Annotated in this window: 17 protein-coding genes; 13 read left to right on the top strand and 4 right to left on the bottom strand. The window is 64.9% G+C overall.

What is annotated here, in order from left to right:
- Position 1: 1 nt before the first annotated feature.
- From M5C98_RS22300 to hemB, 4 genes are all read right to left on the bottom strand, one after another.
- Positions 2 to 838 (bottom strand): ABC transporter permease, encoded by an 837-nt coding sequence (locus M5C98_RS22300; protein WP_272549670.1) that lies wholly within the window; start codon positions 836 to 838, stop codon positions 2 to 4.
- Positions 835 to 1,830, bottom strand: a complete 996-nt coding sequence (locus M5C98_RS22295; protein ID WP_272549668.1) for an ABC transporter ATP-binding protein — start codon at positions 1,828 to 1,830, stop codon at positions 835 to 837. Before M5C98_RS22295 ends, M5C98_RS22300 begins: the two co-directional genes overlap by 4 nt.
- 98 nt (positions 1,831 to 1,928) lie before the next feature.
- Positions 1,929 to 3,059: a magnesium transporter CorA family protein gene (locus M5C98_RS22290; protein WP_272549666.1), complete on the bottom strand. Its 1,131-nt coding sequence runs from the start codon at positions 3,057 to 3,059 to the stop codon at positions 1,929 to 1,931.
- A 70-nt stretch (positions 3,060 to 3,129) separates the two neighbouring features.
- Positions 3,130 to 4,137 carry a porphobilinogen synthase gene (gene hemB / locus M5C98_RS22285; protein WP_272549665.1) on the bottom strand — a complete coding sequence of 336 codons (1,008 nt, stop codon included), beginning with the start codon at positions 4,135 to 4,137 and terminating at the stop codon, positions 3,130 to 3,132.
- 126 nt (positions 4,138 to 4,263) lie between these two features.
- Between hemB and M5C98_RS22280 the strand changes: the two genes are divergently transcribed.
- The 13 genes from M5C98_RS22280 (at position 4,264) to rplW (ending at position 15,202) form a co-directional block, all read left to right on the top strand.
- A complete protein-coding gene (locus M5C98_RS22280; RefSeq protein WP_272549664.1) occupies positions 4,264 to 4,692 on the top strand; it encodes a CopD family protein in 429 nt (142 codons plus the stop codon).
- Between the two features lie 25 nt (positions 4,693 to 4,717).
- Positions 4,718 to 5,854, top strand: a complete 1,137-nt coding sequence (locus M5C98_RS22275) for a VanZ family protein (protein WP_272549663.1) — start codon at positions 4,718 to 4,720, stop codon at positions 5,852 to 5,854.
- Between the two features lie 9 nt (positions 5,855 to 5,863).
- Positions 5,864 to 6,223, top strand: coding sequence for a (2Fe-2S) ferredoxin domain-containing protein (locus tag M5C98_RS22270; protein ID WP_272549661.1), 360 nt, complete (start codon positions 5,864 to 5,866; stop codon positions 6,221 to 6,223).
- An 86-nt stretch (positions 6,224 to 6,309) separates the two neighbouring features.
- Positions 6,310 to 6,951, top strand: coding sequence for an alpha/beta hydrolase (locus tag M5C98_RS22265; protein WP_272549659.1), 642 nt, complete (start codon positions 6,310 to 6,312; stop codon positions 6,949 to 6,951).
- Between the two features lie 103 nt (positions 6,952 to 7,054).
- Complete coding sequence (locus M5C98_RS22260; RefSeq protein ID WP_272549658.1) at positions 7,055 to 8,224, top strand: D-alanyl-D-alanine carboxypeptidase family protein; 1,170 nt, start codon at positions 7,055 to 7,057, stop codon at positions 8,222 to 8,224.
- A 135-nt stretch (positions 8,225 to 8,359) separates the two neighbouring features.
- On the top strand, positions 8,360 to 8,737 hold the full coding sequence (rpsL, locus tag M5C98_RS22255; protein ID WP_007851137.1) for a 30S ribosomal protein S12: 378 nt from the start codon (positions 8,360 to 8,362) through the stop codon (positions 8,735 to 8,737).
- A 168-nt stretch (positions 8,738 to 8,905) separates the two neighbouring features.
- Positions 8,906 to 9,379 (top strand): 30S ribosomal protein S7, encoded by a 474-nt coding sequence (gene rpsG / locus M5C98_RS22250; RefSeq protein WP_056668881.1) that lies wholly within the window; start codon positions 8,906 to 8,908, stop codon positions 9,377 to 9,379.
- A 151-nt stretch (positions 9,380 to 9,530) separates the two neighbouring features.
- Positions 9,531 to 11,633, top strand: a complete 2,103-nt coding sequence (gene fusA / locus M5C98_RS22245) for an elongation factor G (RefSeq protein ID WP_272549655.1) — start codon at positions 9,531 to 9,533, stop codon at positions 11,631 to 11,633.
- 220 nt (positions 11,634 to 11,853) lie between these two features.
- On the top strand, positions 11,854 to 13,044 hold the full coding sequence (tuf, locus tag M5C98_RS22240; RefSeq protein WP_272549654.1) for an elongation factor Tu: 1,191 nt from the start codon (positions 11,854 to 11,856) through the stop codon (positions 13,042 to 13,044).
- Between the two features lie 24 nt (positions 13,045 to 13,068).
- Positions 13,069 to 13,380, top strand: coding sequence for a 30S ribosomal protein S10 (rpsJ, locus tag M5C98_RS22235; protein WP_005796953.1), 312 nt, complete (start codon positions 13,069 to 13,071; stop codon positions 13,378 to 13,380).
- A 219-nt stretch (positions 13,381 to 13,599) separates the two neighbouring features.
- The gene (gene rplC / locus M5C98_RS22230) at positions 13,600 to 14,271 is read left to right on the top strand and encodes a 50S ribosomal protein L3 (protein ID WP_272549647.1); all 672 of its coding nucleotides are present in this window, start codon (positions 13,600 to 13,602) and stop codon (positions 14,269 to 14,271) included.
- Complete coding sequence (rplD, locus tag M5C98_RS22225; protein WP_092745107.1) at positions 14,271 to 14,891, top strand: 50S ribosomal protein L4; 621 nt, start codon at positions 14,271 to 14,273, stop codon at positions 14,889 to 14,891. Before rplC ends, rplD begins: the two co-directional genes overlap by 1 nt.
- Positions 14,888 to 15,202: a 50S ribosomal protein L23 gene (gene rplW / locus M5C98_RS22220; protein ID WP_272549645.1), complete on the top strand. Its 315-nt coding sequence runs from the start codon at positions 14,888 to 14,890 to the stop codon at positions 15,200 to 15,202. Before rplD ends, rplW begins: the two co-directional genes overlap by 4 nt.
- The last annotated feature ends 2 nt before the right edge of the window (positions 15,203 to 15,204 follow it).

Genomic DNA, 15,204 nt, shown 5'->3' with positions numbered 1-15,204 from the left:
CTCAGCCGCCCTGGATTTCGAGGTGGCGCAGCGTGCGCCGCATTGCCAGGCGGCCCAGCGCCACCAGCACGGCGATCCAGAAGGCCTGCAGGCCCAGCCCGCCCACGGCCTGCCAGCCAGCCCAGTGCCCGGAATGGATGCGCGAGGGGATGTCCAGCAGCCCCGCCAGCGGCTGCGCGATCAGAGCCCACTGCCACGCATCGGGCAGCAGGGGCAGCGGCAGCAGGTTGCCCGACAGCACCACCACCGCCGGCACGGCCAGCGCGTTGATGCCGCGCTCGTTCAGCGCCGCCGTGGCCGCCACGTTCAGCAGCATCACCAGCGCGGTGGACAGCAGCACGGCCAGCAACGCCGAGAGCACGAACGCCAGCCCCGCCGCCGCGCTGGCCGGCGGCTGCCAGGCCCATTCGCGCCAGCCCAGCAGCGGCAGCACCACGGCGGCGAAGGTCGCCATCAGCGCCACGCGCGGCAGCACCCGCGCGGCGATCCAGCCGGCGCTGCGCGCGAACCACAGGCCGTAGGCGTCCACCGGCCGCAGCCGGTCGTACGCCACCGCGCCCGTGCGCACGGACTGCGCCACCTCCGGGTCGCCCGACCACGGCAGCAGCGCCAGCAGCCCTTGCGCCAGCCAGGTGTAGGTGATGGCCTGCTGCAGCGGCATGGGCACGCCCGAGGCGCCGGCGCCCCCGTAGAACGCGGCCAGCACCATCACCTTGATGCCGCCCCACCAGCACTGCGTGCCGAAGCCCGCGAGCGCCGCCGTGCGGTACTGCAGCATCTGCAGGAAGCGCGAGACGAACGCGGCGGTATAGGGCCGCAGCGCCAGCGGCGGCCTCATGCCTCGGCCGCGCCGTGCAGCGCGTAGAAGCGGGCGATGACCTCCTCGATCGCCAGGCCCTCCAGGCGGATGTCTTGCACCGCGTGCGCGGCCACCAGCTGCGCGATGAGCGCGGGCGCCGTGGTGACGGCCGGGTCGAACCCCAGCACCAGCGAGCGGCCCTCGCGCGCATGGACCGACACGCCGGGCTGCGGCGCCAGCACGGGCGCGTCGTGCCCGAAATCGACCACCAGGCGGCGCTCGGCCATCACCTGGGGGCGCAGGGCCTCGACCGGGCTGTCGGCCAGCACGCGGCCATGGCCGATCACGATCACGCGCTCGGCCAGCGCCTCGATGTCGTGCATGTCGTGGGTGGTGAGCAGCACGGTGGTGCCGCGCTCGCGGTTGGCGCGGCGCACGAAGTCCCGCACCGCGAGCTTGGACGGCGCATCCAGCCCGATGGTCGGCTCGTCGAGGAACAGGATGTCGGGCTCGTGCAGCAGCGCCGCCGCGATCTCGGCGCGCATGCGCTGGCCCAGCGAGAGCTGGCGCACGGGCTGGGCCAGCACGCCCTCCAGCGACAGCAGCGCGACCAGCTCGTCGCGTGCGCGGCGGTAGCGCTGCTCGTCCACGCGGTAGATGTCGCGCAGCAGGTCGAACCCCTCGCCCACCGGCAGGTCCCACCACAGCTGGGTGCGCTGGCCGAACACCACGCCGATGCGGGCGACATGGCGCTCGCGGTCGTCGCTGGGGTGGCGGCCGTCGATCTCCACGCGCCCGCCGTCGGGCCGCAGGATGCCGGACAGGATCTTGATGGTGGTCGATTTGCCCGCGCCGTTCGGCCCGATGAAGCCCAGCAGCTCGCCGCGCTGCAGCGTGAACGACACCCCCGACAGCGCCGCCACGGTGCGCGTGCGCCGGTGCAGCAGCCCGCGCAGCGCGCCGCCCAGGCCCGGCGCGCGCTCGGCGATGCGGTAGGTCTTGACGAGCTGATCGACGAGGATGTGGGCCATGGGGGAGAGGGCGCCGCGCGGGCACGCCGGGCAGAAGGTGCGAGGGGGCGCCGATTCTATCGGCGCGCAGCCGGTCGCAAGCAGCGCCCCGTGCCCGGTCAATGGTTGCCGGTGCGGGCCAGGTAGCGCTTGCGCCAGAACAGCGCGATCAGCGCCACCGCGATCACCATCATCGAACCCATCGCCCACCAGAAGCCGTCCTGCTTGTGCACCAGCGGAATGAACTCGAAGTTCATGCCGAAGATGCCCGCGATGAGGTTCAGCGGCAGGAACACGGCGGTGAGCGCCGTGAGCGTGCGCATGATGTCGTTCGTGCGGTTGCTCTGCACGCTGAAATGCATCTGCACCGCCGTCTCGGTGCTCTGCTCCAGCCGGCGCACGTGGTGCACCACGCGCTCGATGTGCTCCAGCACGTCGCGGCTGCGCACCTTGAGCAGGTCCAGTTCGCGCTGCAGCGCCGGGGTTTCGGGCTCGGGCCAGGTCTCCACCGCATCGATCCAGTCCTGCACGGCGGTGTTCTGGTCTTCGCAGATTTCATCGAGCTGGTGCAGCGCCAGCCGGGCCTCCAGCAGCGCGCTCCAGTTGGCAAAACGCGCGCGGGGCTTGAGCAGCTCGGCCTGCCAGTGGTCGAGCTGGCGGCTCAGCTCGCGGCGCAGGTCCAGGTAGCCGTCCACGATCAGGTTGACCACGCGCATCATCAGATCGGCGGGCGAGGTCGGCAGGCGCGCCACGGGCGAGGAGCCCGGCGGCCGGTGGTCGCGCGGCGCATCGCCCCGGGCGGCGGCCAGCAGCCGCGCCGCGTAGGCATCGCGCACCGCGCAGTCGGACGGGTGCACCGATAGCAGCACCTGGTCGAACACGGCGAATCCCACGGGGCTGGTGTCGATGCGGCGCAGCACGGGCGGGCCTGTCATGCGCTCGGGTGGCGCGGACGGCGGGCTGGCCGGTGCGTTTCCTGCGCTGGATGCCGCCAGGCGGCGGAACACCAGCAGGTCGTACTGCGAGGTGTAGTCGTAGTGCGATGGCAGTTGCGCATTCAGCAGGTCGGACACGTGCAGGTCCACCAGCTGCAGGCCGGTGGTGGCCTGCAATGCGGCCTGCAGCAGGCCCAGTTGCTCGCCGAAGGCCGCGCGGGTGCACGAGATCCAGTAAAAGCCGGCGGCCGGTGGCTGGGAAGGCAGGGTGGCCAGCTCGGTGGCGTTGCCCTGGTGGATGTGAAAGATGCGCATGGGGGCCTGGGGCGGGGCTGAGAAATCTCCGGCGCCTGCCCCGCAGGGGGGCTTTAAGCGCCGGTGGCCGTCACTTTTGCAACAAGCGTGCCGCGTCGCGGGCGAAATAGGTCAGGACGCCATCGGCCCCGGCGCGCTTGAAGGCGAGCAGGCTTTCCATCATCACCGCGTCGTGGTCGAGCCAGCCGTTGGCGGCCGCGGCCTTGAGCATCGCGTACTCGCCGCTCACCTGGTAGGCGAAGGTGGGCACGCGGAACTCGTCCTTCACGCGGCGCACCACGTCCAGGTACGGCATGCCGGGCTTGACCATCACCATGTCGGCGCCTTCGGCGATATCGAGGGCCACCTCGCGCAGCGCCTCGTCGGTGTTGCCCGGGTCCATCTGGTACACGTTCTTGTCGGCTTTTCCCAAGGCGCCGCGCGTGCCCACGGCATCGCGGAACGGGCCGTAGAAGGCGCTGGCGTACTTGGCGCTGTAGGCCATGATGCGCGTGTGGATGTGGCCCTGCACTTCGAGCGCCTCGCGGATCGCGCCGATGCGCCCGTCCATCATGTCGCTGGGCGCCACGATGTCCACGCCCGCCTCGGCATGCGTGAGCGCCTGGCCGGTGAGGATCTCCACCGTCTCGTCGTTGACGATGTAGCCGGTGGCATCGAGCACGCCATCCTGGCCGTGGCTCGTGTAGGGGTCCAGTGCCACGTCGGTCATCACGCCCAGCGCGGGGAATTCTTTTTTGAGCGCGCGGATCACGCGGGGGATCAGGCCCTCGGGGTTCAGCGCCTCCTTGCCGTCCGGGGTTTTGAGCACGGGGTCGATGGCCGGAAACAGCGCCAGCACCGGAATGCCCAGTTTCACGCAATCCTCGGCCACGGGCAGCAGGAGGTCCAGGCTCAGGCGCTCCACGCCCGGCATCGACGCGATGGCCTCGCTGCGGCCCTGGCCTTCGTGCACGAACACCGGGTAGATCAGATCGTGCGGCGTGACGGCGTGCTCGCGCACGAGGTTGCGGGTGAAGGCATCGCGGCGCAGGCGGCGCGGGCGGTTCTGGGGGAAGGGGGTGGGGCTGGACAGATGCATCCTGAAATTGTGCGCCACATTGCCGCGGGGCGGGCTCCGCCCGGTCCTTCGACGTGACGGCGGCGGCCGTGGTTTTTGCGCGTCGGACTCCGTTTTGCGGGGCGGCCCGGCACGTACACTGCGTCCATGCTCTGGGTCAAAGCCTTTCACATCGTCTTCGTGGCCAGCTGGTTCGCCGGCCTGTTCTATCTGCCGCGGATCTTCGTCAATCTGGCCATGGTGGCGCCGGATTCGGCCGCCGAGCGCGACCGGCTGCTGCTGATGGCGCGCAAGCTGCTTCGCTTCACCACGCTCCTGGCCGTGCCGGCCATCGCGCTGGGGCTTTGGCTCTACCTGGGGTACGGTATCGGCCGCGGGCCCGGCAATGGCTGGATGCATGCCAAGCTCCTGGTCGTGGTGCTGGCCGTGGGCTACCACCATGCCTGCGGCGTGCTGCTGCGCAAGCTGGCCAGCGGCCAGAGCCGGCGCAGCCACCGCTGGTTCCGCTGGTTCAACGAGGTGCCGGTGCTGCTGCTGGTGGCTGCGGTGGTGCTGGTCGTCGTCAAACCCTTCTGAAGCGCTGGCCGCGCGCCTTAACGCCGTGCACAAGACATCCGCCTGGCCCCTGGCGCTGATCTACGCGGCCCTGGTGGTTTTCGCCAGCCTGTTCCCCTTCGACGGCTGGCGCGAGCAGGGCATCTCGCCCTGGGTCTTTCTCACCGCACGCATTCCCCCGCCGTACTGGACCTGGTTCGACGTCAACATCAACATCGCAGGCTATGCGCCCTTCGGCTTCCTGCTCGCGCTGGCCCTGCTGCGCACCGGCTGGCCGCGCTCGGCGGTGCCCGTGGCGGCGCTGGCGGGCGCGCTGCTATCGATGCTGATGGAGTTCCTGCAGATCTACCTGCCGCGGCGCGTGCCTTCCAACATGGACCTCGTGCTGAACGCGCTGGGCACGCTGGGCGGCGCGCTGCTGGCCGCGCTGCTGGAGCGGCTGGGCGCGCTGGCCCGCTGGAGCCGGCTGCGGGCACGGTGGTTCGTCGCCGACGCCAGCGGGGCGCTGGCCTTGCTCGCGCTGTGGCCGGTGGCTCTGCTGTTCCCCGCCGCCGTGCCCTTCGGGCTGGGCCAGATGTGGGAGCGCCTCGAGATCGCGCTGGAAGACCTGCTGGCCGACACCCCGTTCCTGGACTGGCTGCCGTTGCGCGAAACACCGCTGGAGGCCCTGTCGCCCAGTGCCGAACTGCTGGCCGTGATGCTGGGCCTGCTCGTGCCCTGCCTGCTGGGCTACTGCGTGATCCGCCACATCGGCCGCCGCGTGGCGTTCTCGCTGGCCACCGTGGTGGCGGGTGTGTCGGTGACCGCGCTGTCCTCCGCGCTCAGCTACGGCCCCGCCCATGCCTGGGAGTGGCTCGGCACCCCGGCCCGCGTGGGCGTGTGGGCGGGCATGGCCGTCGCGCTGATGCTGTCCGGCCTGCCCCGCCGGGCCAGCGCGGCCGTGCTGCTGCTCTTGCTCATGCTCCAGCTGAACATCCTCAACCAAGCGCCCACGAGCGCCTATTTCGCCGACACCCTGCAGGCCTGGGAGCAAGGCCGCTTCATCCGCTTTTACGGCCTGGGCCAATGGCTGGGCTGGCTGTGGCCTTATGCCACCTTGGTCTATGTGGTGCAGCGCGTGGCCCGGCGCGACCGTGACCTTGGCTACGGGAGCGCAGATGCCCCTGCGCGCTCCGGCTCCTAAAATGCCCGCATGAACGACACCCCCACGCCGCCAGCCGCGCAGCCTGGCTACTACGCCCGCCACATCTTCTTTTGCCTGAATGACCGCACCAACGGCGAAGACAGCTGCGCCCACCACGGTGCGCAAGCCGCGTTCGACCGCTGCAAGTCCCAGGTCAAGGCAGCGGGCCTGTCCGGCCCCGGCAAGGTGCGGGTGAACAAGGCCGGCTGCCTGGACCGCTGCGCCGGCGGCCCCGTCGCCGTGGTCTATCCCGAGGGCACCTGGTACACCTTCGTGGATGGCAGCGACATCGACGAAATCGTGGAATCGCACCTGAAGAACGGCCAGTTCGTCGAGCGCCTGCTCACCCCGCCGGAACTCGGGCGCTGATCCCCGCGCGATCGGTTTTAAGTGTTTTTGGCTGTCTGCCCTAGATTTTATTGCCCTGACAGCTATTTATTTGATAGCAAATCCAAGTGAATGCCCAGACTGAACGCCTGACCCTCGCCGGCGCTGCCGGTGCCATCGAAGCGGCACGCGATGCGGCCCAGGCGCAGGACGGCGCGCCCTCCCGCGGCGTGGCGGTGATCGCCCATCCGCACCCCCTGTTCGGCGGCACCATGGACAACAAGGTGGTGCAGACCCTGGCGCGCGCCTTCGTGCACAGCGGCTGGACCGCGGTGCGCTTCAATTTCCGGGGCGTGGGCGCCAGCGCCGGCACGCACGACGCGGGCCAGGGCGAGCTGGAGGACTTTCTGGAGGTGGTGCGCCAGACGGCGTCCGAGGGGCCGCTGGCCCTGGCGGGCTTCTCGTTCGGCGCCTTCGTCACCAGCCATGCGCTGGAGCGCCTGTGGGGCGAACGTGCCATCGAGCGGGTGGTGCTGGTCGGCACCGCCGCCAGCCGCTTCACCGTGGCGCCCGTGCCGGCCGAGGCGCATGAGCGCACGCTGGTCGTGCACGGCGAGCAGGACGACACCGTGCCGCTATCGGCCGTCATGGACTGGGCGCGGCCGCAGATACTCCCCGTCACAGTCGTGCCCGGCGGCGGGCATTTCTTTCACGGACAATTGCCGCTCCTGAAAAACTTGGTGTCCCGCCACTTGCTGGCGGGGAACTGACCACCCCCCAGACGCCTCCTTCAACGGCCACCGCACGGCGTGCCATGCCCCGCCGCCGTTTTTGACCGTTTGGTTTGTTTCCTTGCCCCGAATGCCTGTTTCCATGAAGCCTTTCCTCTCCACGCTGCGTTCCTTCGTTCTCGCCGCTGCGCTGGCTCCTGTTGCCCTGTGGGCGCAGGGGCAGGCGCCACAGCCTCCTGAAATCGCCGCCCGCAACTACCTGCTGCTCGACGTGACGGCAGGCCAGGTGCTCGCCGCCAAAGACATCGATGCGCCGGTGGAGCAGGCATCGCTCACCAAGCTCATGACCGGCTACCTGGTCTTCGATGCGCTGCGCGCCAAGAAGATCACGCTGGAGCAGAAGCTGCCCGTGAGCGTGCTGGCCTGGAAGATGCCCGGCTCGCGCATGTTCATCGATCCCAAGATGCAGGTGCCGGTGGAAGACCTCATCAAGGGGATGATCGTGCAGTCGGGCAACGACGCCACCATGGCCCTGGCCGAAGGCGTGGGTGGCACGGCCGAGAACTTCGTCAAGCTCATGAACGACCAGGCCAAGGCCCTGGGAATGAAGAACACGGCGTACAAGAACCCCGAAGGGCTGACCGAGCCGGGCCACACGACCACCGCGCGCGACCTGGGCGTGCTGGCCACCCGCCTGATGCAGGAATTCCCCGAGTACATGCACTATTACGCGACCAAGCACTACGCTTACCCCGGCACGCCGCCCTCCAACGGCACCAACCGCAATTCGCTGCTGTTCCGTGATCCCACGGTGGACGGCCTCAAGACCGGCCACACCGCCGCCGCTGGCTACTGCCTGGTGGCCACGTCCAAGCGTGACTTTCCGAATGTCGGCCAGCGCCGGCTGCTGTCCATCGTGCTGGGCGCCTCCAGCGAGAATGCCCGGGCCAACGAAAGCCAGAAACTCCTGAACTGGGGCTATACCGCCTTCGATGCCGTCAAGCTGTTCGACGCCGGTCAGCCCGCGGCCACGCCGGCCGTCTGGAAGGGCAAGCAAAACACCATCCAGATCGGCCGTCCGGACGCCATCGTGGTCACCGTGCCTTCGGGCAGCGCAGGCAAGGTCACGACGCAGATCGTGCGCACCGATCCGCTGGTGGCGCCGTTCACCAAGGGGCAGTCGATCGGCACGCTGAAGGTGTCGCTGGGCGAGCAGCCCATCGCCGAAGTGCCTTTGGTGGCGCTGGAAACGGTGGAGCAAGCCGGCATCTTCGGCCGCGCCTGGGATGCCATCCGCCTGTGGATCAAGTGACGCGGCGGCGGCCGGCTGGCCGCCCCGCGATTGCCCTGGCAGCGCCAACCTGCTACATTAGAAGGCTTTTCGGAATTTCCGAAGGGATTCACGTTTTCGTTTTTCACGAAGCATTTCACGTTTAGGGACGTATTCATGCCAACCATCAATCAACTGGTCCGTCAGGGTCGCGAGGTCGAAAAGATCAAGTCGAAGAGCCCCGCGATGGAAAACTCTCCTCAGCGCCGCGGCGTGTGCACCCGTGTGTACACCACGACGCCAAAGAAGCCTAACTCCGCTCTGCGGAAGGTCGCCAAGGTTCGCCTGACCAACGGTTTCGAAGTCATTTCCTACATCGGCGGCGAAGGCCACAACCTGCAAGAACACAGCGTCGTGCTGGTTCGCGGCGGTCGTGTCAAGGACTTGCCTGGTGTGCGTTATCACATCGTGCGTGGCTCGCTCGACTTGCAAGGCGTGAAAGACCGCAAGCAATCGCGCTCCAAGTACGGTGCCAAGAAGCCCAAGGCCAAATAAGCCCTGCGCTTTTGCACAAGATATCCGGTGCTGTTTCCCGCGTGGCGCGGTGATCCAGCGTAGTGACCCCAAGCGCAAGTGTTTTGCGTGGGTCGAGTAAGTGGGAGTCCTGAATGGCTCTCGCGGTGTCTGAAAAGATGCCAACTGAAGCAATCATGAGGTGAAAAAATGCCACGTCGTCGCGAAGTCCCCAAACGTGAAATCCTGCCGGATCCCAAGTTCGGCAATGTAGAGCTGTCCAAATTCATGAACGTGATCATGGAAGGCGGCAAAAAGGCAGTGGCAGAGCGCATCATTTATGGCGCTCTGGAGCTGATCGAAAAGAAGCACCCTGACAAGGACCCTCTGGAGGCCTTCACCGTTGCCATCAACAACGTGAAGCCCATGGTCGAAGTGAAGTCCCGCCGCGTGGGCGGTGCCAACTACCAAGTTCCCGTGGAAGTTCGCCCCGTGCGCCGTCTGGCGCTTTCGATGCGCTGGATCAAGGAAGCCGCCCGCAAGCGTGGCGAAAAGTCGATGGCGCAGCGTTTGGCCAACGAACTGCTGGAAGCCACGGAAGGCCGTGGCGGCGCAATGAAGCGCCGTGACGAAGTGCACCGCATGGCAGAAGCCAACAAGGCGTTCAGCCACTTCCGCTTCTAAGCCTTCTGGCTTTCTCCGGTGCAAACGTAAGGCCGCTGGCATTTTCTGCCTGCGGCCTTATCTTGATTCAGGTCGCCGGCAAATTGTGGTGCTGCGTCGCAAAAGCGGGTGGCCCATCACAACGAACACAACGTTCAACCAAGGATTTACCATGGCTCGCAAGACCCCCATCGAGCGCTACCGCAATATCGGTATCTCGGCCCACATCGACGCTGGCAAGACCACGACGACCGAGCGGATTCTTTTCTACACCGGTGTGAACCACAAGATCGGTGAAGTGCATGACGGCGCGGCCACCATGGACTGGATGGAGCAAGAGCAAGAGCGTGGCATCACGATCACGTCGGCTGCCACCACCTGCTTCTGGAGCGGCATGGACCGTTCGTTCCCCGAGCACCGCATCAACATCATCGACACTCCCGGCCACGTGGACTTCACGATCGAAGTGGAGCGTTCCATGCGCGTGCTGGACGGCGCCTGCATGGTGTACTGCGCCGTGGGCGGCGTGCAGCCCCAGTCGGAAACCGTGTGGCGCCAGGCGAACAAGTACAAGGTGCCTCGCCTCGCGTTCGTGAACAAGATGGACCGTACCGGTGCCAACTTCTTCAAGGTCGTCGAGCAGATGAAACTGCGCCTGAAGGCCAACCCCGTGCCGATCGTGATCCCGATCGGCGCCGAAGAAAACTTCACGGGCGTGGTCGACCTGCGCAAGATGAAGGCCATCATCTGGGACGAAGCCTCGCAGGGCATGAAGTTCACCTTCGAAGAAATTCCCGCTGAATTGCTGGAAACCGCCAAGGAATGGCGCGAGAAGATGGTCGAGGCTGCGGCCGAGGCCTCCGAAGAGCTGATGAACAAGTACCTGGAAGAAGGTGATCTTTCCGAAGAGGAAATCACCCTCGGCCTGCGTACGCGCGCCATCGCTTGCGAAATTCAGCCGATGCTGTGCGGCACGGCCTTCAAGAACAAGGGTGTGCAGCGCATGCTGGACGCCGTGATCGAACTGATGCCCTCGCCAGTGGACATTCCTCCCGTGGGCGGTACCGATGACGATGAGCAGCCGACGAGCCGCAGGGCCGACGACTCCGAGAAGTTCTCTGCCTTGGCGTTCAAGCTGATGACCGACCCGTTCGTGGGTCAGCTGACGTTCGTGCGCGTGTACTCCGGCGTTCTGTCCAAGGGCGACACGGTATACAACCCGGTGCGCGGCAAAAAGGAACGCATTGGCCGTATCGTGCAGATGCACGCCAACAATCGCGAAGAAGTCGATGAAATCCGCGCCGGCGACATCGCAGCCTGCGTGGGCTTGAAGGACGTGACGACTGGCGAAACGCTGTGCGATCCATCGGCCATCCTGACGCTGGAGCGCATGGTGTTCCCCGAGCCCGTGATCCGTCAGGCCGTGGAACCGAAGTCGAAGGCTGACCAGGAAAAGATGGGTATCGCGCTGGGCCGTCTGGCTGCCGAAGATCCTTCCTTCCGCGTCAGCACCGACGAAGAATCCGGCCAGACCATCATCGGTGGCATGGGCGAACTCCACCTGGAAATCATCGTGGACCGCATGAAGCGCGAGTTCGGCGTGGAAGCCAACGTGGGCAAGCCCCAGGTGGCCTATCGCGAAACCATCCGCAAGACGGTGGAAGAGGCCGAAGGCAAGTTCGTTCGCCAGTCCGGTGGTAAGGGCCAGTACGGTCACGTCGTGCTCAAGATCGAGCCGAACGAAGCTGGCAAGGGCATCGAGTTCGTCGACGCCATCAAGGGCGGTGTGGTTCCTCGCGAATTCATCCCCGCGGTGGAAAAGGGCATCAACGAAGCCGTCACGCAAGGCGTGCTGGCCGGCTACCCAGTGGTGGACGTCAAGGTAACGCTGCACTTCGGTTCGTACCACGATGTGGACTCGAACGAACTCGCGTTCAAGATGGCTGCCATCTTCGGTTTCAAGGAAGGTTGCCGCAAGGCCAACCCCGTGATTCTCGAGCCCATGATGGCCGTGGAAGTCGAGACGCCGGAAGACTACGCCGGTACGGTGATGGGCGACTTGTCGTCCCGCCGTGGCATGGTGCAGGGCATGGACGACATGGTCGGCGGCGGCAAGGCCATCAAGGCCGAAGTGCCCCTGTCGGAAATGTTCGGCTACTCGACCTCGCTGCGCTCCGCAACGCAAGGCCGCGCCACGTACTCGATGGAATTCAAGCACTACAGCGAAGCCCCTCGCAACGTGTCGGAAGCCATCATGGCTGCCCGCGCCAAGTAATTGGCGCACGAAGGGCCTGCTTCGGCAGGCCTCTTCCGGTTGGTTTTATGGAATTGGCTGCCATCGCTTATTGAATAAGCGATGGCAGCTATGAAAAAAATAGCAGCAAGATCCTTGCAATCTGCGACCCGGTGCCGTCCTGTTGCCCTGTGCGGGACGATTCAGCAATCGGGTGCAGACGTTAAACCCTGACACAGGCATTGCTCTTTGGAGATTCAAAATGGCAAAAGGTAAGTTCGAACGTACCAAGCCCCACGTGAACGTGGGCACCATCGGTCACGTGGACCATGGCAAGACAACGCTGACGGCGGCTATCGCCACGGTGCTGTCCTCCAAGTTCGGCGGCGAAGCCAAGGCATACGACCAGATCGACGCAGCGCCCGAAGAAAAGGCCCGCGGCATCACGATCAACACCGCTCACGTGGAATACGAAACGGCCAACCGCCATTACGCCCACGTGGACTGCCCCGGCCACGCCGACTATGTGAAGAACATGATCACCGGCGCTGCCCAGATGGACGGCGCCATCCTGGTGTGCTCGGCCGCTGACGGCCCAATGCCCCAGACCCGCGAGCACATCCTGCTGGCTCGCCAAGTGGGCGTGCCCTACATCATCGTGTTCCTGAACAAGTGCGACATGGTCGACGACGAAGAACTGCTCGAGCTCGTCGAAATGGAAGTGCGCGAACTCCTGGACAAGTACAACTTCCCAGGCGACGACACCCCCATCATCCGCGGTTCCGCCAAGCTCGCCCTGGAAGGCGACAAGGGTGCCCTGGGTGAAGAGGCCATCATGAAGCTGGCAGAAGCACTCGACTCTTACATCCCCACGCCTGAGCGCGCTGTGGACGGCGCATTCCTGATGCCCGTGGAAGACGTGTTCTCGATCTCTGGCCGTGGCACCGTGGTGACGGGTCGTATCGAGCGCGGCATCATCAAGGTCGGCGAAGAAATCGAAATTGTCGGTATTCGCGACACGCAAAAGACCACCTGCACGGGCGTGGAAATGTTCCGCAAGCTGCTGGACCAAGGCCAGGCTGGCGACAACGTCGGTCTGCTGCTGCGCGGCACCAAGCGTGAAGACGTGGAACGCGGCCAAGTGCTGTGCAAGCCCAACTCCATCAAGCCGCACACGCACTTCACCGCCGAGGTGTATGTGCTGTCCAAGGACGAAGGTGGCCGTCACACGCCTTTCTTCAACAACTACCGTCCTCAGTTCTACTTCCGCACGACCGATGTGACTGGCGCCATCGAGCTGCCAGCCGACAAGGAAATGGTCATGCCCGGCGACAACGTGTCGATCACCGTCAAGCTGATCAACCCCATCGCCATGGAAGAAGGCCTGCGCTTCGCCATCCGTGAAGGCGGTCGTACCGTCGGCGCCGGCGTCGTGGCAAAGATCATTGCTTAAGCCTCAGGCACAAAGGAACTTGCCATGTCCAAGCAAAAAATCCGCATCCGCCTGAAGGCGTTTGATTACAAGCTGATCGACCAGTCCGCTGCCGAGATCGTTGACACGGCCAAGCGCACTGGCGCCATCGTCAAGGGCCCCGTGCCCTTGCCGACGCGAATGAAGCGTTTCGACATCTTGCGTTCACCGCACGTCAACAAGACCAGCCGTGACCAGCTCGAAATCCGCACGCACCAGCGCCTGATGGACATCGTCGATCCGACGGACAAGACGGTGGACGCACTGATGAAGCTCGACCTGCCGGCTGGCGTGGACGTCGAAATCAAGCTGCAGTAATCTGCCAGCTCCGGTGCGCGGCGATTGCTGCGCTCCAACACATAACGCGGACTTGCTTGCAAAAGCAGTCCGCGTTATACTTTGCGGCTTCGCCTTTTTTGCGCTTTTGTGTGACGGCGGCGGAGTTTTATCAACCTTCTTTCGCGCACGGCGGTGCAAACGTTGTGCAAACGCTTTGGCCAATTGAAGTCGAGGCGGTGAAAGTTTTGGAGAAAATCAATGAGTCAAAGCAACTCCCAAGGGTTGCTGGGCCGCAAGGTGGGCATGATGCGTCTGTTCACCGATGACGGGGACGCAGTGCCCGTCACGGTGGTGGATGTGTCCAACAACCGTGTGACCCAGGTTAAAACCCAAGAGAATGATGGCTACGTGGCCTTGCAGGTCACGTTCGGTTCGCGCAAGGCATCGCGCGTGACCAAGCCCGCAGCGGGCCATCTGGCGAAGGCCGGCGTCGAAGCCGGTGAAGTGATCCGCGAATTCCGCGTGACCGCTGACGTCGCTGCCCAGTACGCCGTCGGTTCCACCGTCCCCGTGACGCTGTTCACCGTGGGCCAGAAGGTGGACGTTCAAGGCACGTCGATCGGTAAGGGCTACGCTGGCACGATCAAGCGCCACAACATGGCTTCGCAGCGCGCATCGCACGGTAACAGCCGTTCGCACAATGTGCCTGGCTCCATCGGTATGGCACAAGACCCCGGTCGCGTGTTCCCCGGTAAGCGCATGACCGGCCATCTGGGCGATGTCACCAAGACCACGCAAAACCTCGATGTCATCCGCATCGACGAAGCGCGTCAACTGCTCTTGATCAAGGGCGCCATTCCGGGCTCCAAGGGTGGGTTCGTGACGGTGCGTCCGGCAGTCAAGGCCAAAGCTTCCAAGGGAGCGAACTAATGCAGCTCGAACTCCTGAATGACCAAGGCCAGGCCGCATCGAAATTCGATGCGCCCGAAACCGTGTTCGGTCGCGAATACAACGAAGATCTGGTTCACCAGATCGTGGTGGCTTACCAGGCCAATGCCCGCCAGGGCACGCGCGCTCAAAAAGACCGCGAGCAGGTCAAGCACTCCACCAAGAAGCCGTTCAAGCAAAAAGGCACTGGCCGTGCTCGTGCCGGTATGACCTCCTCGCCTCTGTGGCGTGGCGGTGGCCGCATCTTCCCGAATCTGCCTGAAGAAAACTTCACGCAGAAGATCAACAAGAAGATGTACCGCGCTGGCATGGCCGCGATCTTTTCGCAGTTGGCTCGCGAAGGCCGTCTGGCTGTTGTGGACTCGCTGACGCTGGAAAGCCCCAAGACCAAGGTGCTCGCCGACAAGTTCAAGGCGATGAACCTGCAATCGGTGATGGTGATCGCCGATGAAGTGGACGAAAACCTGTACCTTGCTTCGCGCAATCTGAAGAACGTGTTCATCGTCGAACCCCGTTATGCAGATCCCGTGTCGCTGGTGCACTACAAGAAAGTGCTCGTCACCAAGGGCGCTATCGACAAACTCAAGGAGATGTTCGCATGAGCACGCCCAAGTTTGACGAAGGTCGTCTGATGCAAGTGTTGGTCGCTCCCATCGTGTCCGAAAAGGCCACCATGGTTGCAGAGAAATCCAATGCTGTGACGTTCAAGGTGCTGCAGAACGCAACCAAGCCCGAAATCAAAGCCGCTGTGGAATTGATGTTCAAGGTCGAGGTCAAGGGCGTCTCTGTGGTGAACACCAAAGGCAAGGCCAAGCGTTTTGGCAAGACCATGGGCCGCCGCGACAATGTTCGCAAGGCTTATGTCACGCTGCAACCAGGTCAAGAGCTGAACCTGTCCGGGGAGGCCGCGTAATC

This window comes from Acidovorax sp. NCPPB 3576 (genome assembly GCF_028473605.1).
GTDB lineage: Bacteria > Pseudomonadota > Gammaproteobacteria > Burkholderiales > Burkholderiaceae_C > Paracidovorax.
The sequence above is the reverse complement of the archived record's forward strand: the minus strand, read 5'-3'. Positions and strand labels throughout refer to the sequence as shown.

What these genes read in the sequence shown, in the direction of transcription:
- fusA (WP_272549655.1), top strand. Translation starts at nt 9,531, where the DNA reads ATGGCTCGCAAGACCCCCATCGAGCGCTACCGCAATATCGGTATCTCG.
- M5C98_RS22290 (WP_272549666.1), bottom strand. Translation starts at nt 3,059, where the DNA reads ATGCGCATCTTTCACATCCACCAGGGCAACGCCACCGAGCTGGCCACC.
- M5C98_RS22270 (WP_272549661.1), top strand. Translation starts at nt 5,864, where the DNA reads ATGAACGACACCCCCACGCCGCCAGCCGCGCAGCCTGGCTACTACGCC.
- tuf (WP_272549654.1), top strand. Translation starts at nt 11,854, where the DNA reads ATGGCAAAAGGTAAGTTCGAACGTACCAAGCCCCACGTGAACGTGGGC.
- rplC (WP_272549647.1), top strand. Translation starts at nt 13,600, where the DNA reads ATGAGTCAAAGCAACTCCCAAGGGTTGCTGGGCCGCAAGGTGGGCATG.
- M5C98_RS22300 (WP_272549670.1), bottom strand. Translation starts at nt 838, where the DNA reads ATGAGGCCGCCGCTGGCGCTGCGGCCCTATACCGCCGCGTTCGTCTCG.
- M5C98_RS22295 (WP_272549668.1), bottom strand. Translation starts at nt 1,830, where the DNA reads ATGGCCCACATCCTCGTCGATCAGCTCGTCAAGACCTACCGCATCGCC.
- rplD (WP_092745107.1), top strand. Translation starts at nt 14,271, where the DNA reads ATGCAGCTCGAACTCCTGAATGACCAAGGCCAGGCCGCATCGAAATTC.
- rpsJ (WP_005796953.1), top strand. Translation starts at nt 13,069, where the DNA reads ATGTCCAAGCAAAAAATCCGCATCCGCCTGAAGGCGTTTGATTACAAG.
- rplW (WP_272549645.1), top strand. Translation starts at nt 14,888, where the DNA reads ATGAGCACGCCCAAGTTTGACGAAGGTCGTCTGATGCAAGTGTTGGTC.
- hemB (WP_272549665.1), bottom strand. Translation starts at nt 4,137, where the DNA reads ATGCATCTGTCCAGCCCCACCCCCTTCCCCCAGAACCGCCCGCGCCGC.
- M5C98_RS22280 (WP_272549664.1), top strand. Translation starts at nt 4,264, where the DNA reads ATGCTCTGGGTCAAAGCCTTTCACATCGTCTTCGTGGCCAGCTGGTTC.
- rpsG (WP_056668881.1), top strand. Translation starts at nt 8,906, where the DNA reads ATGCCACGTCGTCGCGAAGTCCCCAAACGTGAAATCCTGCCGGATCCC.
- M5C98_RS22260 (WP_272549658.1), top strand. Translation starts at nt 7,055, where the DNA reads ATGAAGCCTTTCCTCTCCACGCTGCGTTCCTTCGTTCTCGCCGCTGCG.
- rpsL (WP_007851137.1), top strand. Translation starts at nt 8,360, where the DNA reads ATGCCAACCATCAATCAACTGGTCCGTCAGGGTCGCGAGGTCGAAAAG.